Annotated in this window: 19 protein-coding genes and 1 pseudogene; 10 read left to right on the forward strand and 10 right to left on the reverse strand. The window is 61.3% G+C overall.

Features of this window, described 5'->3' with window-relative positions:
• On the forward strand, nt 1–667 hold a 667-nt coding region (locus AC07OP_RS19030), incomplete at its 5' end, for an immunoglobulin-like domain-containing protein (RefSeq protein WP_495109916.1).
• 184 nt (nt 668–851) lie between these two features.
• On the opposite strand, the gene AC07OP_RS19035 is transcribed toward AC07OP_RS19030, so the two are convergent.
• The 4 genes from AC07OP_RS19035 to AC07OP_RS19050 all read right to left on the reverse strand — a co-directional run bounded on the left by AC07OP_RS19035 (nt 852) and on the right by AC07OP_RS19050 (nt 4,551).
• Entirely contained in the window at nt 852–1,478 is a 627-nt protein-coding gene (locus AC07OP_RS19035) for a helix-turn-helix transcriptional regulator (protein WP_065947967.1), read from the reverse strand.
• On the reverse strand, nt 1,478–2,611 hold the full coding sequence (locus tag AC07OP_RS19040) for an NAD(P)/FAD-dependent oxidoreductase (RefSeq protein ID WP_495102153.1): 1,134 nt from the start codon (nt 2,609–2,611) through the stop codon (nt 1,478–1,480). The genes AC07OP_RS19035 and AC07OP_RS19040 overlap by 1 nt, the downstream gene beginning before the upstream one ends.
• Nucleotides 2,608–3,543 (reverse strand): ornithine cyclodeaminase family protein, encoded by a 936-nt coding sequence (locus tag AC07OP_RS19045; protein WP_495102154.1) that lies wholly within the window; start codon nt 3,541–3,543, stop codon nt 2,608–2,610. The genes AC07OP_RS19040 and AC07OP_RS19045 overlap by 4 nt, the downstream gene beginning before the upstream one ends.
• 69 nt (nt 3,544–3,612) lie before the next feature.
• Nucleotides 3,613–4,551 carry a LysR family transcriptional regulator gene (locus tag AC07OP_RS19050; RefSeq protein WP_065924410.1) on the reverse strand — a complete coding sequence of 313 codons (939 nt, stop codon included), beginning with the start codon at nt 4,549–4,551 and terminating at the stop codon, nt 3,613–3,615.
• Nucleotides 4,552–4,659: 108 nt separating this feature from the next.
• Here AC07OP_RS19050 and AC07OP_RS19055 point away from each other — a divergent pair, with 108 nt between their 5' ends.
• The 6 genes and pseudogenes from AC07OP_RS19055 (at nt 4,660) to AC07OP_RS19080 (ending at nt 11,978) form a co-directional block, all read left to right on the forward strand.
• Complete coding sequence (locus AC07OP_RS19055) at nt 4,660–6,159, forward strand: CoA-acylating methylmalonate-semialdehyde dehydrogenase (protein WP_092359136.1); 1,500 nt, start codon at nt 4,660–4,662, stop codon at nt 6,157–6,159.
• A 242-nt stretch (nt 6,160–6,401) separates the two neighbouring features.
• Complete coding sequence (locus AC07OP_RS19060) at nt 6,402–7,340, forward strand: pectate lyase family protein (protein ID WP_065926251.1); 939 nt, start codon at nt 6,402–6,404, stop codon at nt 7,338–7,340.
• Between the two features lie 251 nt (nt 7,341–7,591).
• Nucleotides 7,592–8,842, forward strand: a complete 1,251-nt coding sequence (locus AC07OP_RS19065; RefSeq protein WP_495102155.1) for a glycoside hydrolase family 68 protein — start codon at nt 7,592–7,594, stop codon at nt 8,840–8,842.
• 920 nt (nt 8,843–9,762) lie between these two features.
• Nucleotides 9,763–10,182: pseudogene (locus tag AC07OP_RS19070) on the forward strand (HAMP domain-containing protein); the annotation flags it as partial.
• Nucleotides 10,183–10,284: 102 nt separating this feature from the next.
• The gene (locus AC07OP_RS19075; protein ID WP_370671265.1) at nt 10,285–11,040 is read left to right on the forward strand and encodes a methyl-accepting chemotaxis protein; all 756 of its coding nucleotides are present in this window, start codon (nt 10,285–10,287) and stop codon (nt 11,038–11,040) included.
• 17 nt (nt 11,041–11,057) lie between these two features.
• On the forward strand, nt 11,058–11,978 hold the full coding sequence (locus tag AC07OP_RS19080; protein WP_495102156.1) for a substrate-binding domain-containing protein: 921 nt from the start codon (nt 11,058–11,060) through the stop codon (nt 11,976–11,978).
• A gap of 73 nt (nt 11,979–12,051) precedes the next feature.
• Here the strand turns inward: AC07OP_RS19080 and AC07OP_RS19085 are convergent, their stop codons facing one another.
• A complete protein-coding gene (locus AC07OP_RS19085; RefSeq protein ID WP_495102157.1) occupies nt 12,052–13,470 on the reverse strand; it encodes an MFS transporter in 1,419 nt (472 codons plus the stop codon).
• A gap of 88 nt (nt 13,471–13,558) precedes the next feature.
• Between AC07OP_RS19085 and soxR the strand changes: the two genes are divergently transcribed.
• On the forward strand, nt 13,559–14,011 hold the full coding sequence (gene soxR, locus AC07OP_RS19090) for a redox-sensitive transcriptional activator SoxR (RefSeq protein ID WP_495102158.1): 453 nt from the start codon (nt 13,559–13,561) through the stop codon (nt 14,009–14,011).
• Nucleotides 14,012–14,016: 5 nt separating this feature from the next.
• On the opposite strand, the gene AC07OP_RS19095 is transcribed toward soxR, so the two are convergent.
• From AC07OP_RS19095 to xylA, 4 genes are all read right to left on the reverse strand, one after another.
• Nucleotides 14,017–15,153: a sugar ABC transporter permease gene (locus AC07OP_RS19095; protein WP_495102159.1), complete on the reverse strand. Its 1,137-nt coding sequence runs from the start codon at nt 15,151–15,153 to the stop codon at nt 14,017–14,019.
• Nucleotides 15,154–16,698 carry a D-xylose ABC transporter ATP-binding protein gene (gene xylG / locus AC07OP_RS19100; protein ID WP_495102227.1) on the reverse strand — a complete coding sequence of 515 codons (1,545 nt, stop codon included), beginning with the start codon at nt 16,696–16,698 and terminating at the stop codon, nt 15,154–15,156.
• Between the two features lie 128 nt (nt 16,699–16,826).
• The gene (gene xylF / locus AC07OP_RS19105; RefSeq protein ID WP_065926258.1) at nt 16,827–17,825 is read right to left on the reverse strand and encodes a D-xylose ABC transporter substrate-binding protein; all 999 of its coding nucleotides are present in this window, start codon (nt 17,823–17,825) and stop codon (nt 16,827–16,829) included.
• A 401-nt stretch (nt 17,826–18,226) separates the two neighbouring features.
• On the reverse strand, nt 18,227–19,543 hold the full coding sequence (gene xylA / locus AC07OP_RS19110) for a xylose isomerase (protein ID WP_495102160.1): 1,317 nt from the start codon (nt 19,541–19,543) through the stop codon (nt 18,227–18,229).
• Nucleotides 19,544–19,682: 139 nt separating this feature from the next.
• Between xylA and AC07OP_RS19115 the strand changes: the two genes are divergently transcribed.
• Both AC07OP_RS19115 and AC07OP_RS19120 read left to right on the forward strand, forming a co-directional pair.
• Nucleotides 19,683–20,909: a XylR family transcriptional regulator gene (locus AC07OP_RS19115; protein WP_051429293.1), complete on the forward strand. Its 1,227-nt coding sequence runs from the start codon at nt 19,683–19,685 to the stop codon at nt 20,907–20,909.
• Nucleotides 20,910–21,098: 189 nt separating this feature from the next.
• Nucleotides 21,099–21,770 carry a hypothetical protein gene (locus tag AC07OP_RS19120; protein WP_495102161.1) on the forward strand — a complete coding sequence of 224 codons (672 nt, stop codon included), beginning with the start codon at nt 21,099–21,101 and terminating at the stop codon, nt 21,768–21,770.
• A gap of 87 nt (nt 21,771–21,857) precedes the next feature.
• Here the strand turns inward: AC07OP_RS19120 and AC07OP_RS19125 are convergent, their stop codons facing one another.
• On the reverse strand, nt 21,858–24,266 hold the full coding sequence (locus AC07OP_RS19125) for a glucose/quinate/shikimate family membrane-bound PQQ-dependent dehydrogenase (protein WP_495102162.1): 2,409 nt from the start codon (nt 24,264–24,266) through the stop codon (nt 21,858–21,860).
• Nucleotides 24,267–24,349: the final 83 nt, after the last annotated feature.

Genomic DNA, 24,349 nt, shown 5'->3' on the forward strand with positions numbered 1-24,349 from the left:
CAATAACCAACAGATCCATGTGAGGAGCCAGGTGACGCTCAATGGCAGCTTGAGCCCTGGCGATGTGATTACTTTACCGACGACGACTTACACGTTAGTGAACTATCCACCCTTGAGAATTGATCAAACCACAATGAACTTGAATGGATTTGCGATCATTGCGTTCTGGGGACAACCTGCCGGGGATTATTCAGGTAATAACCAAACTCGCGTGGCCACCGGCGGCCGTCCACCTTATACCTACAGTTCACGCAATTCTGCTGTCGCCTCGGTAACGGCGGCAGGGAAAGTGAGAGGGGTTGCCAATGGCAGTACGACGATTGATGTGAGGGATCAGGCAGGCAGCACCGTTTCGTATAACGTTACCGTCAGCAATGTGTATTACTTGCGTGAGTACTCGAGCGGTGTGAATTACGCCCAAGCTATTGCGTGGCGTAACTCGCTGCCGGGGGGCAGGGCAATGAGTTTTTACGGTGGGATTGATGAAATGGTGAAAGCCTACGGTCCGGTAACGACTTGGCCCATTCCGACAGATGGCGAGTATTGGTTGTGCCTGGAGACAGGCTGCAACGGGCCGAATAGGGCTCTATGGCGCCGGGCATGGAACGATGTCGGATGTGCGACACAAGGCACAGTTCGGTGGGCTTGGTGCTTACAGTCTTCGTAATATGATCATTCCCACGCTCCGCGTGGGAATGCCCGTCAGTTAAGGTCGAGCACTGTATCTGTGGCGAGGGAGCAAGCGCCCTCGCCACAGGTTACTTTTTACCCTTTCTACTTCTTAACTGACTGGCATCAGGACAAGTCGAATCGTCGCACCGCCCCTTCCACATTTGATCAGTGGTGTTCGATCAGCCCTTGAGTTCCTTCAAGTGCTTGTAGACCGTAGCCCGCCCCATGCCCAGCACGTTGGCCACATAGTTCGAGGCGCTCTTGCCCTTGAACGCTCCCTCTGCATGCAGCGCCAGCACCAACTCGCGCTTGTGGTCACGGGTGAGCAGGTTCAGGCTCAACTGGCGCTCGCGCATCCAGGCATGCAGGAACGTGTTGATGCGCTCCTGCCAGTCATCGCGAAACAGCGAGTCCGGTTGCGGGATCAGCTTGCTCGGCGACAGGAACAGGTCCAGCGCGGCCTTGGCGTTTTCGAACAGTGAGATATTCAGGTTGATGCACAGCACCGCCAGCCGCCGACCTGTGTGGTCATGCAGCACGGTGCTCAGGCTGCGGATTTTCTGGCCATCCCAATTGAGCTTTTCGTAGGGGCCGATATTCACGTCGCTGACGTCGGCGCTGAGCATGTCCTCCAGCGCCGAGTCGTCGCCAATGCCCCGTTTGGACAGGTTATTGGCGATGTAATCGACTTTTTGCGTGCGCAGGTCATGCAGCACCACTTCGGCGTGGGGGAAGAACAACGTGGCGATTGCATCGGCAATCGCACGGAAATTCTGCATGACTTTTTCGTGTTCGGCGCTGTTCATCAATGGGGCTCCAGGCGGGCGAGGGAGAGCATACCAGCGTCGAGGCCGAACCGCGTCAGTGGCTCCGGCAACGCTTCACCGCGCACCAGCGCTGCACTGGCCTGGCCCATGGCGGGCGATGTCTGGATCCCATAACCGCCTTGCGCCGCCACCCAGTACAGGCCGGGCACCTGCGGGTCGAAGCCGCTGAGCAAATCACCATCATGCACAAAGCTGCGCAGGCCGGCCCAGGTGCGCGTCGGGCGGCGGATGTTCAGGGTGGTGGCTTCTTCGATCTGGTAGATGCCCATGGCGATGTCCAGCTCTTCGGGCTGGATATCCTGGGGCTCCACCGGGTCGGCATTGGCCGGCGAGCCGAGGAACATGCCGGCGTCGGGCTTCATGTAGAAGGCTTCGTCGAGGGCCACCAGCATCGGCCAGGCATGGCTGTCCACGCCTTCGGGGCCGGCGAAGATAAATGCCGAGCGCCGCTTGGGTTGCAGGCCGATGGACGCGGCGCCCGCCAGCCCGCCGATATGATCGGCCCAGGCCCCGGCGGCGTTGATGATGATGGGCGCGGTGTAGGTCCCGTCCTGGGTGTTTACGTGCCAGAGTCCCGCGCTGTCACGGCTCAAGCCCAGTACATGGCTGTCGGTGCGCACTTCGCCCTGATTGCGTCGGATACCGCGCAGATAGCCCTGGTGCAGGGCGTCGGTGTCGATGTCGCTGGCGGTCGGGTCATACAGCGCGCCATGGACTTTTTCCCGGCGCAGGATCGGCAGGCGCGCGCAGGCTTCATCCGCCGTAAGCCGTTCGACCTGCGGCACCGTGGCCTTGGCGCTCAGGTACTGGGCCTGCAATTCGGCAGCGTCGCCGTTGAAGTCCACGGTCATTTCGCCGCGCGGCGTCAGCAGGGGATGCTCGCAGAAACCTGGCGGCGGGTTATCGAAAAACGCGCGGCTGGCCTGGGTCAACGCACGCACCTGCGGGGTGCCATACGCCGCCGTGTAGAGCGCGGCCGAGCGTCCGGTGGAGTGATAGGCCGGGTGGGATTCACGCTCCAGTACCAGCACCTTGGCATGGGGCGACAACCAGAAACCCGTGGACGCGCCGGCAATGCCGCCGCCGATGATGATGAAGTCGGCATGGCTCATAACAGTCTCCAGAGGGCATTGGCCAGGGCGATGTCTTCCAGGCCCAGGCCGATGGAACGGAAAAATACGTGGCGGTCATAGGGCGGGCGCTGTACCTGCTCACTGAGCAGTTCGGGCAGGTCGCCGACGATCGCGTTCTTGTCCCAGCCGTGCTGTTCAGCGGCAATCAGCATCTCGCCGGCCGAGCCGGGGGTGGTCTGGCGATAGTCGCAGAACACCTGCATGGCGTTGAGGCTCTGGGGCGGCACTTCATGGGCACGCGGGGCGTTGGTGCTGATCGAGGTGATCAGCGCCGGCTTGCTCAAGCGCGACGGGTCGATCACCGGGCCGGCCGATGAGGTGCACAGCAGGATCACATCGGCGTCGGCCACCGCCGCATCGCAGCTGTCGGCGACGCTCAAGCGTGGATCCAGGCGTTTGATGGCGTCGGTATTGGCAGTGGCCAGGCTGGGCGAAAACACACTGATGCTCTGCCAGTCCCGCAGGTTTTTCACGTAGTGCAGATGCGCCTGGGCCACCTTGCCGCTGCCGATGATCGCCAGGCGCTGTGCCGCCTGCGGGGCCAACGCCTCCACCGCCAGCGCAGTGGTCGCTGCGGTGCGCGCGGTGGTCAACTCGGCGGCATCGCACAGCAACAGGGGCTCGCCGGTTTGCATCGACATCAACAGCGTCCAGGCCGTTACCAGCGGCCCTTGCTCGCGCACGATATACGGCGAGGTCTTGACCCCGTACACCCGCTCTTCAGCCAGCACGCCCATGTAATTGATGAAGTCGCCCGCGCCGTGGGGGAACGCCACTAACTGCTGCGCCGGTTGCACCGCATGCCCGGCGGCCAGGGCGCGGAACAGCGTGCGCAGGATCTGCGGTACATCGACTTGGGCGAGCAGTTCGCGGGCCTGGGCCTGGTTGATTACATGGGGCGCGCTGGACATGGATATCTCCGATATCTGAACTTATTTGTCCATTATGGACTTTTAGTTCCGTTGAGCAAGCTAAAAACCTCAGCCCTCGAAGCGGAATCCCGTCGATAACTTCTCCTTCAAATACCCTACCAGCGCACTCACCGACTTCGGCACATGGGGCGAATACGGCCTGATCAGGTAGATCTCATCGGCAAACGCGCCCTTGAGTGTCCAGCCCTTGAGCACCTGTACCAGCTTGCCGCTGGCCAGCGCAGCGTGGGCGCTGAAGTCCGGGAGCAGGGCGATGCCCAAGTGGTTGAGCGCCGAATCACGCAGGGCTTCGCTGTTGTTGGTGGCGAAGCTGCCGGCGATGGGCACGGTGAGGCGTTCGACCTTTTTGCTGCCGCGTTCGAAGGTCCATGCGGGCTGGTCGGTGCCGCGCGGGTAGAACAGGCAGTTGTGCGCCGACAGGTCGCCGGGTTCGCGGGGTTCGCCGTGGCGTTGCAGGTAATCGCGGCTGGCGACCAGCACCGAACCGGTGTCGCACAGCTTCCAGGCCACATGGGTTTCCGGCACCTGGAAGCCGTGGCGCACAGCGAGGTCGTAGCCTTCGGCCGCCAGCGAACTCAAGGCATCCGACACATCCAGCTGGATACGCACCTGCGGGTACTGCTGCAGGAACTCCGCCAAGTGCGGCACCAACTGTTGCCGGGCAAATGCCACGGGGGCGGTCAAGCGCACCAGGCCTCGAATCTCCCCGGCGGAATCGCGCACCGACGAGAAGCTGCGCGCGATTTGCTCATAGGCACCGCGCACTTCACGGGTCAGCGACAACCCGGCATCGGTCAAGCGCACACTGCGCGTGGTGCGGGTCACCAGCCGTGTGCCGGTGGCTTTCTCCAGGTCGGAAATGCGCTGGCTGACCGCCGATTTACTCACCCCCAGGCGCGCGGCGGCGGCGGTGTAAGTGCCGTGTTCCTCCAGCACTGAGAGCCAGTGAATGTGGGTCCACAGCCCTTCGATCTCGGATTTTTCCATGGGTTTATTGTTCGCTTGTGAGGACAATCAGTTCTTGATTCTGCTCTGGTTTGGAACAAACCGAAAGCCTATCGTGTGTCCCAACGCAACCCACCTGGATCGACTGCCATGACTACAACAATCGAGCACTACATCAACGACCAGCGCGTCAGCCGCGATGATCGCTATCAGGACGTCTACAACCCGGCCACCGGCGAAGTCACCGGCCGCGTCGCCCTGGCCAGCAGCCAGACCGTGTCCGAAGCCGTCGCCGCTGCCCAGGCCGCTTTTGCCGGTTGGGCCGACACCCCGCCCATCCGTCGCGCCCGCGTGCTGTTCGAATACCTGCACCTGCTGCGTGAGCGCAAGGACGACCTGGCGCGCATCATCGTCGCCGAACACGGCAAGGTCTTCACCGATGCCCAGGGCGAAGTCGACCGTGGCATCGATATCCTCGAATTCGCCTGCGGCATCCCCAACCTGCTCAAGGGCGAACACTCCGACCAGGTTTCCCGTGGCATGGACAACTGGACGATGCGCCAGCCGCTGGGTGTCGTGGCCGGCGTCACGCCGTTCAACTTCCCGGTGATGGTGCCGATGTGGATGTACCCGATCGCCATTGCGGCGGGCAACACCTTCATCCTCAAGCCAAGCCCGACCGATCCAAGTGCTTCGCTGTTCATGGCCGAACTGCTGCGTGAAGCCGGCCTGCCCAAAGGCGTGTTCAACGTGGTGCAGGGCGACAAGGAATCGGTGGACGCGCTGATCGCGCATCCGGACGTCAAGGCTGTGAGCTTTGTCGGCTCCACGCCGATTGCGCAGTACATCTACGAAACCGGTGCGCGCAACGGCAAGCGTGTGCAAGGCCTGGGCGGCGCGAAGAACCATATGGTGGTGATGCCGGACGCGGATATCGAAAAAACCGTCGATGCCTTGATGGGCGCCGCCTACGGCAGTGCCGGCGAACGCTGCATGGCCATCTCCGTCGCGGTGCTGGTCGGCGATGTCGGTGACAAGGTCATCGCCGCCCTGACCGAACGCGCCAGGCACCTGCGCATCACCGACGGCCGCGACCTCAAGGCCGAGATGGGCCCGATTGTGTCCCGCGCCGCACTGGAGCGCATCAGCGGCTACATCGAACAAGGCGTGCAGGCCGGCGCGCAACTGCTGCTCGACGGACGTGACTATGTACCCACCGAGGCTGGCCTGGAAAACGGCTTCTGGCTCGGCGCGACCCTGTTCGACCACGTGACCCAGGAGATGAGCATCTACCGCGAAGAAATTTTCGGCCCGGTACTGGCCTGCGTGCGCGTGAATGACTTCGCCGAGGCGGTGAAGCTGGTCAACGACCACGAGTTCGGCAACGGCGTCAGCTGCTTTACCCGCGACGGCAACATTGCCCGCGAGTTTGCCCGGCGTATCGAAGTGGGCATGGTCGGCATCAACGTGCCGATCCCGGTGCCGATGGCCTGGCACGGGTTTGGTGGCTGGAAGAAGAGCCTGTTCGGCGACATGCATGCCTACGGCACTGAGGGTGTGCGCTTCTACACCAAGCAGAAATCGATCATGCAGCGCTGGTCGGAGAGCATCGAGCAGGGCGCGGAGTTTGCAATGCCGGTGTCCAAATAACGTTGGAAGAACACCGTAGGGCAAAAGTGGGAGGGGGTTAGCCCCCTCCCACTTTTGGTTGTTTTTCACTTGAGGGTTGACGGCCAGGCGAATGACGAATACTGTACATAAACACAGTGTTTAAGCGCTGATCAACCAGGATGGCAACATCAGCCACGCCAAACACTGTGTGCAAGTTAATGGATTAACTTAATGCGCAGGCTCGTTCTACCGAGCCGTTTTTATTGATAGAGAGGGAACTCATGTCCTATCCAGAAAGCAAACTTACCGGCTTGACCGGTTTCGCCCTCGCGGCAAAAGTCACCGGTGGCTGGTCCGGCCCTGTGGTCAGCATTACTACCCTGGATCAACTCAAGGCCAATATCGGCGACACCACGCCTCGGGTATTGGTGATCAACAGTAATATCTCGGCGTCGAGCCTGACCAAAGTCAACTTGGGCGCCAACAAGACGCTGATCGGTTCCTTCCAGAACCGCACGTTGGAGAATATTCACCTGCGTGCAACCGCGCAGTCGCAGAACATTATTCTGCAGAATATTATCTTCAAGCATTCGGCGAGCATTAAGGCCAATGACGATATTCAGGTGTACCTGAACTACGGCAGTAAGTATTGGATTGACCATTGCTCATTTGTCGGTCACAGCTGGTCCACCACTGACGGCAGTGAAGACAAACTGCTGTATATCGGTGAAAAAGCCGATTATGCCACCATCAGCAACTGCTTCTTTGGCAGCCACAAGTACGGGCTGATCTTCGGTCACCCGGCGGATGATAATAAGGCAGAGTTCAACGGTTATCCGCGCCTGACGCTGTGCCATAACCGCTTCGACAATATGGAAGTGCGCGCACCCGGCTTGATGCGCTACGGTTACTTCCATGTGTATAACAACTACATCAATAACTTCCACCTCGGTTTTACCCTGGCCCAGAACGCCAATATCCTGTCTGAAAGTAACTATTTTGGCGAAGGCAGCCAGAATAAAGGCATGTTGGATGACAAAGGCACCGGGACGTTCACTGATATAAACAGTGTGCCGCCGATCACCAACCAGAAGTCGCCCAAAGCACAATGGACGGCCAGTTCCAACTACGCCTATACCTTGAAGACGGCGGCGCAAGCCAAGGACTTCACCCAGAAGAATGCCGGTGCCCAGGCAGCGGCGCTGGTATTCGGTAGTTGATTAGCTAGCTTTCTACTGAGCTGTCATTTATTGCAAGTGCCACTGTATTTATATCAAGGATATAAACACAGTGATGGCCTTTGTAATCTAAATAATTCTTCATGTTGCGATAAGCAAGTGCCCATGTTAAACCTTGGTGCGCACTTGCAGAGCTAACTATCTCTTGCTCTTTCAGTCAGTATTAAGTTGCTGGCTGTTCGGTGCTATTTAATCTTCGCTTGTCACTTAAGCGTCAGCAAAAGGACATCATCATGAAACATGCGAATCACACACCCACTCGCTGGACACGGGCCGATGCGCTGAAAGTTAATGAAAATGACCCGACGACGACACAGCCGTTAGTGAGTCCTGACTTTCCTGTCATGAGTGACACGGTCTTTATCTGGGACACCATGCCCTTGCGTGAACTCGATGGCACGGTGGTATCGGTGGATGGCTGGTCGGTGATCTTCACCCTGACCGCCGATCGTCGCCCCCATGATCCACAATTCATCAATGCCGATGGCCGTTACGACATCAAGCGCGATTGGGAAGACCGTCATGGTCATGCGCGGATCTGCTACTGGTATTCGCGCACCGGCAAGGACTGGATCTTCGGCGGCCGTGTCATGGCCGAAGGGGTTTCGCCGACCACCCGTGAATGGGCGGGCACGCCGATCCTGTTGAATAACAACGGTGACATCGACCTGTACTACACCTGCGTCACGCCGGGTGCCACGATTGCCAAAGTCCGAGGCCAGGTCATTACGTCGGACACCGGTGTCACCCTCCAGGGCTTTGATCAGGTCAAGTCGTTGTTCGACGCCGACGGCACCTATTATCAAACCGAAGCCCAGAATGCGACCTGGAACTTTCGCGATCCCAGCCCCTTTATCGATCCCGTCGATGGCAAGTTGTACATGGTGTTCGAAGGCAATGTCGCCGGTGAGCGCGGCACTCACGAAGTGGGCCCGAACGAGCTGGGCCTGGTGCCGCCGGGGCACGAGGACGTGGGCGGTGCCCGCTACCAGGTGGGTTGCATCGGCATCGCCGTGGCCAAGGACCTCAACGGTGACGAATGGGAAATCCTGCCGCCCCTGGTCACGGCCGTTGGCGTGAACGACCAGACCGAACGGCCGCACTATGTGTTCCAGGACAACAAGTACTACCTGTTCACCATCAGCCACAAGTTCACCTATGCCGATGGCGTGACGGGGCCGGATGGCGTCTATGGGTTCATCAGCGATCATCTGTTCGGGCCCTATACGCCGATGAACGCGTCCGGGCTGGTCCTCGGCAATCCGCCGTCGCAGCCGTTCCAGACGTATTCCCACTGCGTGATGCCCAACGGCCTGGTGACGTCTTTTATCGACAGCGTGCCCACCACCGGCGATGACTACCGCATCGGCGGCACCGAAGCGCCGACGGTCAGGATCGTGTTGAAGGGCGATCGTTCGTTTGTGCAGGAGGCTTATGACTATGGTTACATTCCGGCGATGCGGGATGTGGTGTTGAGCCAGTGACCGCAATGCAAAACCCAGCCTGATTTCATCAGGTAGGTGGGAGGGGGCTTGCCCCCTCCCACTTTTTTTTGACCGCATTTCAGCCTGCCTTCAAGGCTCAAGTCCTCGCCCACCTGGCCGATACAGGCACTAGCAGCACGAGTGATCCCGAACTCGTAGGTGCACGCCTGGTCGTCGCTCAGGTCAACGAATAAAAATCAAAAGGGGTGGCCATGACCATATTGCAGCGTGTGATCGGCGGGTTTGCGGTGTTGGTGCTGTTACTGCTAGTCATGGCGGGGATCAGTTATCAGAACACCCAGTCCATCAGCAGTCGCTTGAACATTATCACCGGCGAGTCGGCACCCTTGAGCCGGGCCGCCAGTGAGCTATACGTGCACATCCTGCGCGCCAACCAGGCGTTGCTGGCCCTTCAGATCAGCACCGACCCCAAGCAGATCGAGGACGGCAAGCGACCGTTCACCGAGAGCATCGCCCAGTTCAATCAATTGCTCGACAGCACCGTTGCCTATACGGGCGAGCATGAGGCGCTGCGGGCGAACCTGGCGCAGCAGCGCCAACAGGTCGCGGCCTACGCCGAACAGGCGCAGGCGCTGATGGCGTCCCACGTGCAACACGTGCAGCAATTGGCGCTGACGCGGCAACTGCAAGGCTACAGCAGTGCACAGGCGATACAGCTGACCAGCTATCTGCGCGATTACATTGCCCATGCACGCAGTGTCGGCGAACCGCAACAGGTGGCCGCAGCGGAAAAGCTGCTGTTGGAAGTCAACAAATCCTACGATGGCTTCGCGGCTCATACCGTCACGCCGGCCATTGATAAATTACAGCGTGTGCTCAATCTCCAGGACGAAGTGATCAGCACCCGGGCCCAGGCCCTGGCGGCGATTGACCCCAGGGTCGGGCGGATTGCCGGCGTCATGGTCAATCGCCTGCTGACTGACCTGACCGCCTCTGACGGCCTGTTCCAGGCTTATCAGGTGGAGGCAAAACTGGCCACGCAGGTGCAGCAGCAACGCAGTGCGGTTGACGCGGCGCTGAAAGCCACCCTGGACAGGATTGGTGAGTTCGGCAGCCAGTCCCTGGAGGTCGCCAACCAGGCCAGCCAGTCGGCCAATGCCACCATCGGCACCAGCCGCAGCTTGCTGTTGATCGCGTGTGTGCTGGCGGTGCTGGCGGCGGTGGCGATTGGTACCTGGGTCGCCTTCAGCCTGCGGCGTCCGCTGGCGGCGTTTCGCGAAGTCCTCAAGACGCTCACGGCGGGAGACATGCGGGTCAGTTTCGATGTCAGCCGTAAAGACGAGTTCGGAGAGTTGGGCGGTTACCTGAACGAACTGACCACGGCCCTGCGCAAAACCTTCCGTGAATTGATCGGCTCTGCCGATGCGCTGGCCGTTACCGCGGGCAGCAACGCCCTGAACAGCGAGCAGACCACCCGTGTGGTGGATGAACAGAAGGACCGCTTGCAATCGGCGGCTTCGGCCATGACGCAGATGGAAAGCACGGTCGAAGAGGTGGCCCGGCGTGCGCAGGACACCCGCCAGGCCGTGGACGACACGAGTGAGCTCACGCACAAGGTGCAGGCGCGTGTGGCCGAGACCATCGTCAATATCCGCCAGCAGGCCGACCAGGTGAACAAGGCCACGCAGGTGACCGATGAGTTGCAGAAGTACGGGCAGAATATCGAAGGCATTGTTGTCGCCATTCGCACCATTGCCGAACAGACCAATCTGCTCGCCCTGAATGCGGCGATCGAAGCGGCCCGTGCCGGCGAGCAGGGACGCGGTTTTGCGGTGGTGGCCGATGAAGTGCGCTCCCTGGCCAGCCGTACCCAGACCTCGACCAGCGAAATCCAGGACATGATCGGGCTCATGCAGGAAAAGATTCACTCGGTGGTGCACGTGATGAACGAAAGCCAGGCGCAGTCCACCCAATGCGTGTCCCTGGCCTCGGGCGCGGGTGACTTGCTGCTGTCGATGAGCGACTCGGTCGACAGTATCCGCGACATGAATATCCAGATCGCCGCCGCCACCGAGGAGCAGAGCGCCACGGTGCAGGAAACCAGTCGGATGGTCATCCAGATCAACGATTCGGCCCAGCAGACGGCAGACGGCGCCGAGCAGTCCGCCATCAGCAGCCACGAGCTGTCGGACATGGCTAAGGTGCAGCGCGAGCTGCTCCATCATTTCAGCGTTTGAGCCGCGGGAGTCAGAACATGAAAGCATGGTTAATCCTCGCCTTGGGGGCGACGCTGTTCATTCCGGGCCCGGCCCAGGCCGCCACGCCCTTGCTGGGTGTAGGCATGGCAAAGTACGACGATAACTTCCAGACCCTGCTGCGCAACGGGGTGCAGCAACAGGCCAGCGTCATGAACGCCGACATCTTTATGGAGAACGGGCAGGACAGCGTCGATCTGCAGATGCGCCAATTCCGCAACCTGGTCAATTCCAAGGTGGATGCGATCATCGTCGCGATGGTCGATGGCAAAAGTGCGGCGCAGATGATGCAGCTGGCCACGGACGCAAAGATCCCGCTGGTGTTCGTCAACCGCAACCCGAACCCGCAAACGTGGCCGGCGCAGACCGCGTTTGTCGGCTCCAACGAGCTGGAGTCGGGTACGTTGCAGATGGAAGAGCTGGCGCGCCGCGCCGGTTACAAGGGCAACGTGGTGATTCTGGTGGGCGACCCGGCCAACGCGTCCTCCTTGATGCGCACCGAGGACGTGGAAAAAGTCGTTGCCAAATATCCCGGTATGAAAGTCGTACAGAAAAAAGTCGGCAACTGGGAGCGTAGCCAGGCCGCCACGATTGTCATTGACTGGGTCAAGCAGGGCGTCGATTTCTCGATCATTGCGGCCAATAACGATGAAATGGCGATCGGCGCGATCATGGGCCTGGAAAAGGCCGGCAAGCAGGCCAAGGACTATTGGGTCGGCGGCATCGACGGCACACCGGACGGCTTGAAGTTGATGGCTGAGGGCAAGATGGCGGTCAGCGTGTTCCAGGATGCCGCCGGCCAGGCCGGCGGCGCAGTGGACACCGCACTGCGCCTGGTACGCGGCGAGGTGCTGGAGTCGGCGGTGGTCTGGGTGCCGTTCAAGTTGATCACGCCTGAGAATCGCCAGGCGTTTGAATAGCACTGAGCACCTCGATCCAACCTTGGAATGCAGTCAAATGTGCGCAGGCAGGGGGATTGGTGCGCTTGGCATGCTACTGACCGATCATGCGAACCACCCGCCTGGCAATCAGAACACCCACCACGGGCGCCAGTGCAAACACCCCAAACAGCCACACCGCAGCGCTTGCGGTGCCTTCGACGCCGCCGGGCTCACTGAGGCCGGCGACGTTTGCGACCATGCCCGCCAGTGCCGCGCCAAACGCGGTGGCGAACAGTTGCACGGTAGTAATCGACGCGCTGGCAAGGTCCTGCTCACCGGCCGGCGCCACCTGGAACACCCGGGTCAGCAAGTGCGGCCATGCCAGCCCCACGCCCAACCCAATCAGGATAAGCGCCAGGCAGATCGGTGTGAGCGTCTGCCCGCTGCCGTTGCTTTCGACGGGCATCAAGATGGCCAGCGCCACCATGCCCACCACGCCCAGGATCGGCCCGGCCAGGATCGCCCGTCGAATGTTGCTGCCCGTCACGCCCGCGCTGGCGATTGACCCCAGCGTCCAGCCGGCCGCCATCAATGCCGCCAGATAACCGGCCACCAACGGCGACTGGTGGTGCAGGACTTGAAGAAACAACGGCACGAAGATTTCGCCACTGGTCACCGCCACCGCCAACAATGACATCGTCGCGTACAGCGCGCCGAGTGCCGTGGTGATCCGAAACGCGCTGGCGGGCAACAGTCGATGGCGGGCGCGGCTTTCCGTGACGATCAGCAGCGCGGTGAACACCGCAGCCACGGCCAGCCCCAGAAGGTTCAGGGGCAGGGTGGACGAGACACTGCCGGCCGACACCGCCAGTACCGCCGCCGTCAGCAGCACCAGTTGGGCGAGTGGCAACGGGGTCGGCGCAGCGCTCTCGGTGCTGCGCCTGGGCAGGACCGCCGCCGCCAGCACCGCGAATAACCCGGCCACCGGAATCAACGACCAGAACGCCGCGCGCCATATGCCCAGCTCGGCAAACACTCCGCCCACCGCCGGGCCGACCAGCGTCGCCACGCCCCACATCCCCGACACCAACGCCATCGCGCGCGGCCACAGGCTTTCATCGAACACCAAGCGGATCATCGCGTAGGACAGCGCGAACAAGAACCCACCGCCCAGCCCCTGCACCAACCGCCCAACGAGCATCACCGGCATGGACGGCGCAAACGCACAGGCCAAGGCCCCGCCGGCAAACACCAGGCTGGCGGCCAGGTACGCCGCACGCGGCCCGAGGCTGCCGAGCAGGCGCGCCGACAATGCCGAGCCGAGGATCGAGGCGGCGACAAATAACGTGGTGTTCCATGCGTAGTAGTCGATGCCGCCGATGTCCTGGACCACCGACGGCAGAATCGTGGTGGCGATGTACACGTTGATCGCATGCAGCACCACGCCGCCGGCCAGTGCGAGCGAACGTACGCCGTTGGCACCGGACAACAGCGCGGCCCAGTTGGAGGGGGAGGGTTGAGGTGTGTCCATGCAGGCTCCGATTCAAAGGGCTGAAGGCTTGCCAAGGCAAGCCGACACCCTTTATAAAACCTCATGTTTAGATGAGGTCAAGAGCTGGATGGACGCTAAAATCGATGTGCGCATCCCCCTCGGCGTGGGCGAATTGGCCCGGCGCAGCGGCGTGACCGTGGCCACGGTGCATTTCTACGAAGCCAAGGGGTTGATTCACGCACAACGCAGCGCGGGCAATCAGCGTCGTTATCAGCGTGACGTACTGCGCCGGATCGCGGTGATCAAGGTCGCGCAGCGCGCGGGCATTCCGTTGGCGACTATCAAGGACGCGTTGGACGAACTGCCTTCAGGACGGCCGTTGACGGCCAAGGACTGGACCCAACTCTCCACACGCTGGCGCGACCTGTTGAGTGAGCGTATCAACAGCCTCACTCAACTGCGCGACCAACTCGATGGCTGTATCGGCTGTGGATGCCTGTCCCTGGATGATTGCCCGTTGCGCAATCCGGGGGATCAGTTGGGACGGCTGGGGGATGGGGCCGTATTGCTCGGAAAGTGAGGCAGTCAGCGCCGACCCGTGCGTGTACTCACATCCACCCACACCGCCAATACCAGGATGCTGCCCTTCACAATCATCTGCCAGTAACTGTCCACGTCCAGCATCGACATGCCGTTATCCAGGCTGGTAATCACCAACGCCCCGAGCAACGCGCCATACACGGTGCCCGAGCCGCCGCGCATCGACGTCCCCCCAATAAAGCACGCAGCGATGGCATCCAACTCGCCCATATTGCCCGCCGACGGTGATCCCGCCGCCAGGCGTGCGGTGTTGACCAGGCCGGCGAGGGCACACATCACGCCCATGATCCCGAAGATCCACAGTTTCACCGCCTGCACGTTGATGCCCGACAGGCGCGTGGCTTCCATGTTGCTGCCCACCGCGTAGACGCGGCGGCCGAACACGGTCTGGCTGGTGACGTAGCTGAACACGCCGAGCAGCACCAGCAACAGCAGCACCGGTACGGGGATGCCGTCGTAGCTGTTGAGGGTGGTGACGAACCCGGCGAGCACCGCGCCGATCACCCCCACGCGCAGCACATCGCGCATCATGGCGTGCGGCGCCAAGCCATGCAGCGCGCGGTTGCGCCGTTGTCTCCAGGTCAAAAACAGGGTCAGGGCGAACAGCAAGCCCCCAAGGCCAACCCCCACCGAATGCGGCAAATACCCCTGGCCTACATACACCAGCGACGGCGACACCGGCGCGATGGTGGTACCGCCGGTGATCCCCAGCAGAATCCCGCGAAACGCCAGCATGCCGCCGAGGCCAACGATAAACGACGGAATGCGCAGGTAAGCGGTCATGTAGCCGTTGGCCAAACCGATCATCAAGCCGCACAACGCCACCAGGCTGAGGTTGGCCAGCAGCGGAATGTGATAGACCACATCGAGGATCGCCGCGAGCCCGCCCAACAGTCCCAGCAACGAACCCACCGACAAGTCGATCTCGCCGCTGATGATCACCAGCACCATGCCGCACGCCAGGATGCCGGTGATCGACATCTGCCGCAGTAGGTTGGACAGGTTGCGCGGGGTGAGGAAGCCGCCCTCGGTCTGCCAGCTGAAAAACAGCCAGATAAACGCCACGGCGATCACCAGGGCGAGCATTTTGTAGCGAGTGAACAGCTGTTTGACCTGATTCATCTACGCGGTTTTCCGATTGTTATTGTTTTGGCTGAGCGCGGCGGCGAGCACCTGTTCCTGGGTGAGCCCCTCGTTGATGAAGTCGCCACGCAACTGGCCGTCGCCGATCACCAGCACGCGGTTGGACACGCCGAGCACTTCGGCCAATTCCGAGGAAACCATGATGATCGACACGCCTTCTGCCGCCAGCGCGCCCATCAGTTTGTAGATCTCATACTTGGCGCCCACATCCACCCCGCGCGTGGGCTCGTCGAGGATCAGCACCTTGGGCTTGGTCATCAGCATTTTCGCCAGCACGGCCTTTTGCTGATTGCCACCGGACAGGCTGGTGATCGGCAGGAGCGGGCTGGCGGTCTTGAGGTGCATGCGCGCGATCTGCTGGTCGATGCTGCCCAGTTCGGCCTCGGCATCGATGCGAGTCAGGTGGGCATAGGTGTCGAGCACCGCCAGGGTGATGTTCTGGCCCACGCCCAGGTCAGGGATGATGCCCTGGCGCTTGCGGTCCTCCGGCACCATGCACAGTCCGGCGCGGATCGATTTGAGCGGCGTGCGCGTATCGATCACCTGGCCGTCGAGCCACACCTCGGCGCTGTAGCGGCCGGGGTAGGCGCCGAACAACGCCGACACCAGCTCCGTACGCCCGGCGCCCACCAGCCCGGCTATGCCGAGGATTTCGCCGCGCTTGAGCACAAAGGAAATATCGTCGACGCGCTTGCGCTGGGGGTTGTCGACGTCATAGCAGGTGACGTTGCGCGCTTCGAAAATCAACTCGCCGATGGCATGGGGCTCGGTGGGGTAGAGATTGCTCATTTCCCGCCCGACCATCTGCGTGATGATCTGCGGGATGTCCATGTCGGCCATGGCCGTGGTCGCGATGTGCTTGCCATCGCGGATCACCGTGATGGTGTCGCACACGGCCGCCACTTCATCGAGCTTATGGGAGATGTACACGCAGGCCACGCCCTTGGCCTTGAGGCCGCGGATGATGTCCAGCAGCACTTCGATTTCCGAGCGGGTCAGGGCCGAGGAGGGTTCGTCGAGGATCAGCAGGCGCGCCTGTTTGTTCAGGGCCTTGGCGATTTCCACCAGTTGCTGGTAGCCGCCGCCGTACTGCGACACCGGCAGCGCGACGTTCATGTCCGGCACCTTGAGCTCGCGCATCAACGCTTCGGCGCGGTGCAGCATCGCCGGGTAGTTCATGCGCCCGCCGGGCAACGTCAGCTCGTGGCCCATGAAGATGTTCTCGGCCACCGACAGGTCGGGCACCAGGGTCAGTTCCTGGTGAATGATGACGATGCCGGCGGCCTCGGTTTCGCTGATGGACTGGGCCCTGAGCGGTTGCCCGTCCCAGAGGATTTCCCCCTCCCAGGTGCCATGGGGGTAGACCGCCGACAGCACCTTCATCAGGGTGGATTTACCGGCGCCGTTCTCGCCGCACAGGCCGACGCATTCCCCCGGCCGCACCTTGATGTCGATGCCGTTCAGCGCGTGGACACCGCCAAAGGTTTTGACGATGCCGTTCATTTGCAGCAGGTAGTCGGACATACCATGGCTCACACACAGGACTGACGACATGACTGTAGGAGCGAGCTTGCTCGCGAAAAACGCCAAGTCACCGCGTTTATTCAGGCTTTCCGCGTTTTCGTTCGCGATCTTCGCTGGCAAGCCAGCTCCTACAGGCCGATCTGCTCTTTGGTATAGAACCCGTCCTTCTCCAACAGGTCGATATTGGCCTTGGTCAGCGGGGTCGGGGTGAGCAGGATGGTGTCGACTTTCTTGCTGCCATTGTCGTACTGCGAGCTGTAGGTGGGCTTCTCGTTACGCGCCAGTTGCACCGAGAGCTTGGCGGCTTCGGTGGCGATCAGCTTGAGTGGCTTGTACACGGTCATGGTCTGGGTACCGTCGATCACGCGCTTGACGGCGGCGAGGTCGGCGTCCTGGCCGGAGATCGGCACCTTGCCTGCCAGTTTCTGCGCGGCCAGGGCCTGGATCGCACCGCCGGCGGTGGCGTCGTTGGAGGCGACGATGGCGTCGATCTTGTTGCTGTTACGGGTCAGGGCGTTTTCGACGATGCTCAGGGCTTCGGTGGGGTTCCATTCCTTGACCCACTGCTGGCCGACAATCTTGATGTCGCCCTTGTCGATGGCCGGTTGCAGCACCTTCATCTGGCCTTCGCGCAGTACCTTGGCGTTGTTGTCGGTGGGCGCGCCGCCGAGCAGGAAATAGTTGCCCTTGGGCGCCGCTTGCAGCACGCCGTTGGCCTGCATTTCACCGACTTTTTCGTTATCGAAGGAGATGTAGGCATCGATGTCCGCGTTGAGAATCAGGCGATCATAGGACACCACCTTGATCCCGGCCTTCTTGGCTTCGGCGACCGCGTTGGTCAGCACCGTGGCGTTGAACGGCACGATCACGATCACATCGACACCCCGGGAGATCAGGTTTTCGATCTGCGAAATCTGCTTCTGCTCGTTGGCATCGGCGGACTGCACAAAGACCTTGGCATCGAGTTTTTCTGCGGCGGCGACGAAGTAGTCACGGTCACGGGACCAGCGTTCCAGGCGCAGGTCGTCGATGGAAAAACCGATTTTCGGGTGGGCGGAATCGGCCATCACCGGCAGGGCGAGCAGGGCCAGGGCGGTGGCGAGCAGGGTACGTTTGAATGACTTCATGGTGGTGCGTCCTTTTATTGTTGTTGGAAAGACACTGGGTGAAGACTCTAGGCGAACACTGTAGGTGTGGCTAACCGGCGTGTTGTGGCAAGCCGGGCTTTTGTGGTGAACAGGACTTTTGTGGTGAATGGGCTTGTCTTGGTGAATGGGTTTAGTGTGGTGAGCGGGCTTATTGTGGTGAATGGGTTTGGTGTGGTGAGCAGGCTTGTTGTGGTGAGCGGGCTTGCCCCGCGCTGGGCTGCGAAGCAGCCCCAAACCCAGGCACCTCGGTGTGTCAGCTAAAAACACATCGCCTGCAATGGGGCCGCTTCGCGCCCCAGCGCGGGGCAAGCCCGCTCACCACAACAAGCCTGCTCACCACACCAACCCCGCTCATCACAACAAGTCCGCTCACCACACTGTCACCGATAAATAAACCGGTTGACCACCCCCTCCAGCATCTCCTGCCGACCACTCACGGCCTGCGGGTTCAGTTCGTGGGTAAACGCGTGTTCGGCCAGGGACTCCAGGCTGAACTCACCGGCCAGCACGGCCTGGCCCAGCGGCTGCTGCCAGCCGGCATAGCGTTGGTCCTTGAACTGCTGCAGCCGGTCGTTCTGCACCATCGCCGCCGCACGTTCCAGCGCCAGGGCGAGTACATCCATGGCGGCGACATGGCCGTGGAACAGGTCGACCTCGTCCAGGCTCTGGCGGCGTACCTTGGAGTCGAAATTGTAGCCGCCATTCTTGAAGCCGCCGGCCTTGAGGATTTCATAGGTGGCGAGGGTCATCTCCTCGACGCTGTTGGGGAATTGGTCGGTGTCCCAGCCGTTCTGCGGGTCGCCCCGGTTGGCGTCGATGCTGCCGAAAATGCCCAACGACACGGCTGTGGCAATCTCGTGATGGAAGCTGTGCCCGGCCAGGGTGGCGTGGTTGGCCTCGATATTCACCTTGATCTCATGCTCCAGGCCGTACTCATGCAAAAAGCCGAACACCGTGGCGCTGTCGTAATCGTACTGGTGCTTGGTCGGCTCCTGGGGCTTGGGTTCGATCAGCAGGTCGCCCTTGAAGCCGATCTTGTGCTTGTGCTCCACCACCATGCGCATAAAGCGCCCGAGCTGTTCGCGCTCGCGCTTGAGGTCGGTGTTGAGCAGGGTTTCATAGCCTTCACGTCCGCCCCACAGCACATAGTTGGCGCCCTTGAGTCGCAGCGTGGCGTTCATCGCGCTGAACACCTGGGCAGCGGCGTAGGCAAACACCTCCGGGTCCGGGTTACTGGCGGCACCGGCGGCAAAACGCGGGTTGCTGAAGCAGTTGGCGGTGCCCCACAGCAACTTGATGCCGGTCTGTTCCTGATGGCGCTCCAGATGGTCGACCATCTGCGCAAAGTGGTTGCGGTACTCCTTGAGCGAACTGCCTTCCGGCGCCACATCGGTGTCGTGAAAACTGTAGTAGTCGATGCCCAGCTTGGAGAAAAACTCGAAGGCCGCCTCTGCCTTGCCGATGGCCACGTCCATCGGCTCGCCGCTGCGCTGCCACGGGCGCTTGAAGGTGCCCATGCCGAACATATCGGCGCCGGGCCACACGAAGGTGTGCCAGTAACACGCGGCCATGCGCAGGTGCTCGCGCATCGGCTTGCCGAGGATCAGCTTGTTGGCGTCGTAATGGCGAAAGGCGAGGGGGGCATCGCTGCTGGGACCTTCGAAGCGAACCTTGTCGACACCGGGGAAGTACGGCATGGCGTTTTCCTTATTGTTCTTGGCGGTGTCTGGATACTAGCAACGGCACCGGGCCCGCTGATTATGAAAATCACCAAGGGGTGGTGCGATTTTGACCGGCGAGGGCTAGTCTGTTGCCACAGGCCCGAGGACAAAAACAATGAAAACCCTACCGCCCGTGCACCGTATCGCCTTGCTTTTCAACGGCAGCAAAATCTATGACCGCGGCATCATCGCCGGTATTGGCAATTACTTGAGCAGCACCCGCGCGTCTTGGGACTTGTTCCTGGAAGAGGACTTTCTATGCCGGCTCAAAGGCATCGAGCGCTGGCAGGGCGACGGTATCATTGCCGACTTCGACGACCCGCTGATCGGCGAAGCGTTGGCCGACAGCACGTTGCCGGTGGTGGCAGTGGGTGGCTCCTATGAAGACGCGCGCGCCTATCCCAAGGGCATTCCCTATGTGGCGACCGATAACCACGCATTGATGAAGTTGGCTTACGAACACTTGATCGAAGCTGGCCTGACTCGATTCGCCTGTTTCAGCCTGCCCGAGGCCCAGGCCAATCGCTGGGCCCAGGAGCGTGAAAAAGCCTTTCGCCGCCTGCTGCAACGGGATGGTTTGCACGTCGAGGTGTATCGCGGCCTGGGCACCAGCGCGCCGTTGTGGGACAGCGCGGTGGAACAGCAGATTGCCTGGCTGCACAGCCTGCCCAAGCCCATCGGCATCATCGCCGTCACCGATGCCCGCGCCCGACAACTGCTGCAAGCCTGCCTGACTGCCGGCATCGCCGTGCCGGAGCAAGTGGCGTTGATCGGCATCGACAACGACCCCCTGACCCGCACCCTCACGCGGGTGCCGCTGAGTTCGGTGATCCAGGGCACGGAAACCATGGGGCGCACGGCCGCCGCCTTGCTGCACCAGATGCTGCACGGCAAACCGTGCCTGGGCACGCAGGTCCTGGTGCCGCCGGAGGCGATCAACGTTCAGGCCTCCAGCCTGCATCAACCCTTGGGTAATCCGTACGTGATGCAGGCGCTGCTGTTTATCCGCCAGTACGCCTGCCAGGGCATCAAGACCGCGCAGGTGGCGGCCTATGTCGGCGTGTCGCGTTCATCCCTGGAAGCGCACTTTCGCAAGGTACGCGGCTGCAGCGTGCATGACGAGATCCTGCGCTTCAAACTCGCCGCCGCCGCCAAGGGCCTGGAAAGCCACGAACTGGCGATTGCCGATATTGCCGCCAAGTGCGGGTTCAAATCGGCGCAGTACCTGCATACGGTGTTTCGGCGAGAGTTTGGCTGCACGCCCCGCGAGTATCAGCAGGGCGCGGGGGGGACGATGCCTGCGTCGCACTCATCCACAACGTTCAACCACAGTGTCATTTAGCTCGCTAGGCTGCTGTCCGTGTGCAAGTGCAACCTGTTCGCTTGCTCTGCGTAGCGGAACTTGGCACGCTCAAACGGTGAGTGAGTACGCCAGGATGATCAATAAGGAAGCATTACATTGAGTTGGGGAAACGTTGGAAAATTTCTGTTGGCCCTAGTGACGGGTCTGGGATCAATTACCGGGATATACGTGGCTTTCAAGGATGACACTAAGCTCGAGGCTGATCTGTCCTACCGGTATGAAAGTGCACCCCGTCAATTCTCTGAGCGTTTAGGCAGTACTGCTGAAAAGCTCAAGTACGCCAATTTGTATGACAGCATCAAGCGCATTGGTGACGGTGCGCTCAGCCATGAACAGATCGATAAAATGGTCAACCTGAGCCAGGCGCCTTACCTCGCGCTACTCGATGCGCCGTTCGAAAAAGGGCCGGACAATTACCCCATAAGCCTGTTGATTACGCTGAGGAACAGCGGCAGCAAGGTCATCAAGGATGTACACATCAAGCTGCCTGCAAAGGGACTGGTCCAGATCAGGGATGATTCGCGCTCTGATACGGTGATGCCTGATCCGGTCAGCAGTGTTGTCATTCCTTCGATTGTGCAAAACGGTGTGTACACGCTCTGGATTCATTTTCAGGGTGATTTAAAAACGCTAAAAGAGCAGGACGTGTACATCGGTTACAGCGACGGCGTTGCGCAAGTTCGGGTGTATGAGGATTTCATAGGGTTTGAAGCGAGCATGGCCCGATATGGCATTTTGGTGTTGGGTGCTCTGGTGATGCTTGCGTACTGTTTCCTGGTAGCTGTTTATCTTTTGATAACGACCGATAGAAACAATGATGCGAATACGGTCCAGAGGTGACCGCCTGCACTTGAACGCGAGCATTGCTTGCTCGAAGAGCGATCCAGTCCAGACAGCGCGGTACCGGGGCACCGCGCCAGGAGGGGGTTATGGCAGGGCGTAGGCGATCACGTAGTCGCCACGGTCGGTGGACTGGCGCGCACCGCCGGCGGTGATCACGATGTACTGCTTGCCGGTTTTCGGCGACACGTAGGTCATCGGGCCACCCTGGCTGCCGACGGGCAGGCGGGCCTTCCAGATTTCATCGCCGTTGCCGCTGTTGAAAGCGCGCAGGTAGAAGTCCTGGGTGCCGGCGATAAAGATCAGGCCGCCCTGGGTCGACAGCGTGCCGCCGAGGGTCGGCAGGCCGATCTTGATCGGCAGGTGCATGCGGATGCCCAGGGGGCCGGTGTCTTCAACGGTGCCGACCGGCACTTGCCACGCGACTTTCTGGGTCTTCATGTCGATGGCGGTCAGGGTGCCGAACGGCGGCGCCTGGCATGGGATGCCGGCCACCGACAGGAAGCGGTTTTTGTTCACCGCATACGGCGTGCCCTTGAGCGGGACCGCGCCCATGCCGGTGTTCAGCGCTTCGCCACCGGACGAAGACTGGGCCTTGTTCTGCGACGGCAGCATTTGGATCCACAGGCCCAGGCGCATGTCGTTGACGAAGATAAAGCCATGCACCGGGTCGGTGGAAATACTGCCCCAGTTCATGCCGCCCAGGGAGCCGGGGAAGCTCAGGGATTTATCCGTACCCGGCGCGGTGTACAGGCCGTCGTAGCGCATGCCCTTGAAGTCGATGCGGCACAGCAACTGGTCGTACGGGGTGGCGCCCCACATGTCCGACTCGCTCAGGGGCTGCGCGCCGATCTGCGGCATGCCCACGGACTTGGGCTGGGTCGGCGAATAAGGCTCGTTCGGAATGTTGGCGGCCTTGACCGGGACTTCCTTGACCTCGGTCAGCGGCGTGCCGGTGGCGCGGTCGAGTACATAGATCTGCCCGGCCTTGGTGCCGATCACCACCGCCGGTACCGCCTTGTCGCTGCCCGGTGGGGTGAAGTCGATCAGGCTCGGTTGCATCGGCAGGTCGAAGTCCCACAGGTCATTGTGGACGGTCTGGTACACCCACTTTTCAGCACCGGTGGAGGCATCCAGCGCCAAGACCGAAGCGCCGTATTTGTGGTTGAGTTGGGTGCGTTCCACGCCGTAGATATCGGTGGACGAGCTGCCCATCGGCAGGAAGACCGTATTCATCAACGGGTCGTAGGACATCGGCGCCCAGCTGTTGGGCGTGCTGCGCACATAGGTGCTGCCGGCGGCTGGTGCTTGTTTGTCTTCAGGGTTGCCCGGGTCGAACGCCCAGCGCATTTGCCCGCTGATCACATCGAAGCCACGGATCACACCGCCGGGCATATCGGTCTGGACGTTATCCGCGACGCGGCCGCCCACCACCACGGTAGTCCCGGCGATCAACGGCGCGGAAGACAGTTGGTAGTAGCTGTCCGGCACATTGCCCAGGCCGGCTTTCAGGTCCACCTGGCCGTGGGTGCCGAAGTCTTCGCAGAATTTACCGGTGTCGGCATCCACGGCGATCAGGCGCGCATCGATGGTGTTGGTCAGCAAGCGGCGTTGGCACTGCGCACCGGCGGGAACGCTGGCGGCGATGATCGGCGAGCTGTTGGGCTGGGTCGGCTGGGCAATCGGCGCGGTGGCGTCGAAATACGCCATGCCCCGGCAACGCTGCCACACCGCCGACTTGGCGTTGACTTCGTTCTTCCACAGCTCTTTGCCTGTGTCGGCGTCGAGGGCGATCAGGTTGTTGTGGGGCGTGCAGATAAACACCTTGTTGCCGATCTGCAGGGGCGTGAGTTGGTCTTCGGCGCCGTTGCCGTCGCTGAGGGCCACGTCACCGGTGTGATAGGTCCAGGCCACCTTGAGCTTGTCGACAGTGTCGCGGTTGATCTGGTCCAGCGCGGCGAAGCGGCTGCCCCCTTCGGTGTTGCCGTAGTGGGCCCAGTCTTTCTGCGCGTCGGCCGCGGCCACGGGCGTGATGCCTGGGCCCGCACCGGTCGGGGCGACGCTGGGGTGGGCGACAAACATATTGCCCGCCGCCACCGCCACGCCCACCGCCAGCACGGCGGCAACGCCATAGGCACCGCGCGCGGGCCGGCCGGCCAGCAGCGGATACACCAGCGCCACCACCAGGCCGATGACCGCGAACATGAACAGCCGCGAGAACAGCGGCCAGAACACCAGGCCCACATCCGCCACCGCCCAGATGGCCGTGCCGATCAGGAACGCCGCGAACAGCCATGCACCTGCGGTTTTTTGCCGGGCAATCAGCAGGCCGGAAACCGCCATGGCCACGCCGCCGACCAGGAAGTACCAGGAACCGCCAAGGCTCACCAATTTGGCGCCGCCAACGGCCAGCGCGAGGCCGAGCAGGGCGATGATTACGCCCAGGCCCAGGAGTAGGAATCTAGAGACGCCAGTGGCGCGCGATGCTCGTTTCATGTCGAAAGGACTCGAGTGAGAGAGGGCAAAGACGCGATTTTAGCAAGATAATTAACTGGTTAGTACATTAGAGTCCTGCAATA

Source organism: Pseudomonas sp. GW821-FHT09D08 (assembly GCF_059416305.1).

What these genes read in the sequence shown, in the direction of transcription:
- AC07OP_RS19045 (WP_495102154.1), bottom strand. Translation starts at nt 3,543, where the DNA reads ATGTCCAGCGCGCCCCATGTAATCAACCAGGCCCAGGCCCGCGAACTG.
- AC07OP_RS19095 (WP_495102159.1), bottom strand. Translation starts at nt 15,153, where the DNA reads ATGAATCAGGTCAAACAGCTGTTCACTCGCTACAAAATGCTCGCCCTG.
- soxR (WP_495102158.1), top strand. Translation starts at nt 13,559, where the DNA reads ATGGACGCTAAAATCGATGTGCGCATCCCCCTCGGCGTGGGCGAATTG.
- AC07OP_RS19115 (WP_051429293.1), top strand. Translation starts at nt 19,683, where the DNA reads ATGAAAACCCTACCGCCCGTGCACCGTATCGCCTTGCTTTTCAACGGC.
- AC07OP_RS19050 (WP_065924410.1), bottom strand. Translation starts at nt 4,551, where the DNA reads ATGGAAAAATCCGAGATCGAAGGGCTGTGGACCCACATTCACTGGCTC.
- AC07OP_RS19065 (WP_495102155.1), top strand. Translation starts at nt 7,592, where the DNA reads ATGAAACATGCGAATCACACACCCACTCGCTGGACACGGGCCGATGCG.
- AC07OP_RS19055 (WP_092359136.1), top strand. Translation starts at nt 4,660, where the DNA reads ATGACTACAACAATCGAGCACTACATCAACGACCAGCGCGTCAGCCGC.
- AC07OP_RS19060 (WP_065926251.1), top strand. Translation starts at nt 6,402, where the DNA reads ATGTCCTATCCAGAAAGCAAACTTACCGGCTTGACCGGTTTCGCCCTC.
- AC07OP_RS19035 (WP_065947967.1), bottom strand. Translation starts at nt 1,478, where the DNA reads ATGAACAGCGCCGAACACGAAAAAGTCATGCAGAATTTCCGTGCGATT.
- AC07OP_RS19080 (WP_495102156.1), top strand. Translation starts at nt 11,058, where the DNA reads ATGAAAGCATGGTTAATCCTCGCCTTGGGGGCGACGCTGTTCATTCCG.
- AC07OP_RS19125 (WP_495102162.1), bottom strand. Translation starts at nt 24,266, where the DNA reads ATGAAACGAGCATCGCGCGCCACTGGCGTCTCTAGATTCCTACTCCTG.
- AC07OP_RS19040 (WP_495102153.1), bottom strand. Translation starts at nt 2,611, where the DNA reads ATGAGCCATGCCGACTTCATCATCATCGGCGGCGGCATTGCCGGCGCG.
- xylF (WP_065926258.1), bottom strand. Translation starts at nt 17,825, where the DNA reads ATGAAGTCATTCAAACGTACCCTGCTCGCCACCGCCCTGGCCCTGCTC.
- xylA (WP_495102160.1), bottom strand. Translation starts at nt 19,543, where the DNA reads ATGCCGTACTTCCCCGGTGTCGACAAGGTTCGCTTCGAAGGTCCCAGC.
- AC07OP_RS19085 (WP_495102157.1), bottom strand. Translation starts at nt 13,470, where the DNA reads ATGGACACACCTCAACCCTCCCCCTCCAACTGGGCCGCGCTGTTGTCC.
- xylG (WP_495102227.1), bottom strand. Translation starts at nt 16,698, where the DNA reads ATGTCCGACTACCTGCTGCAAATGAACGGCATCGTCAAAACCTTTGGC.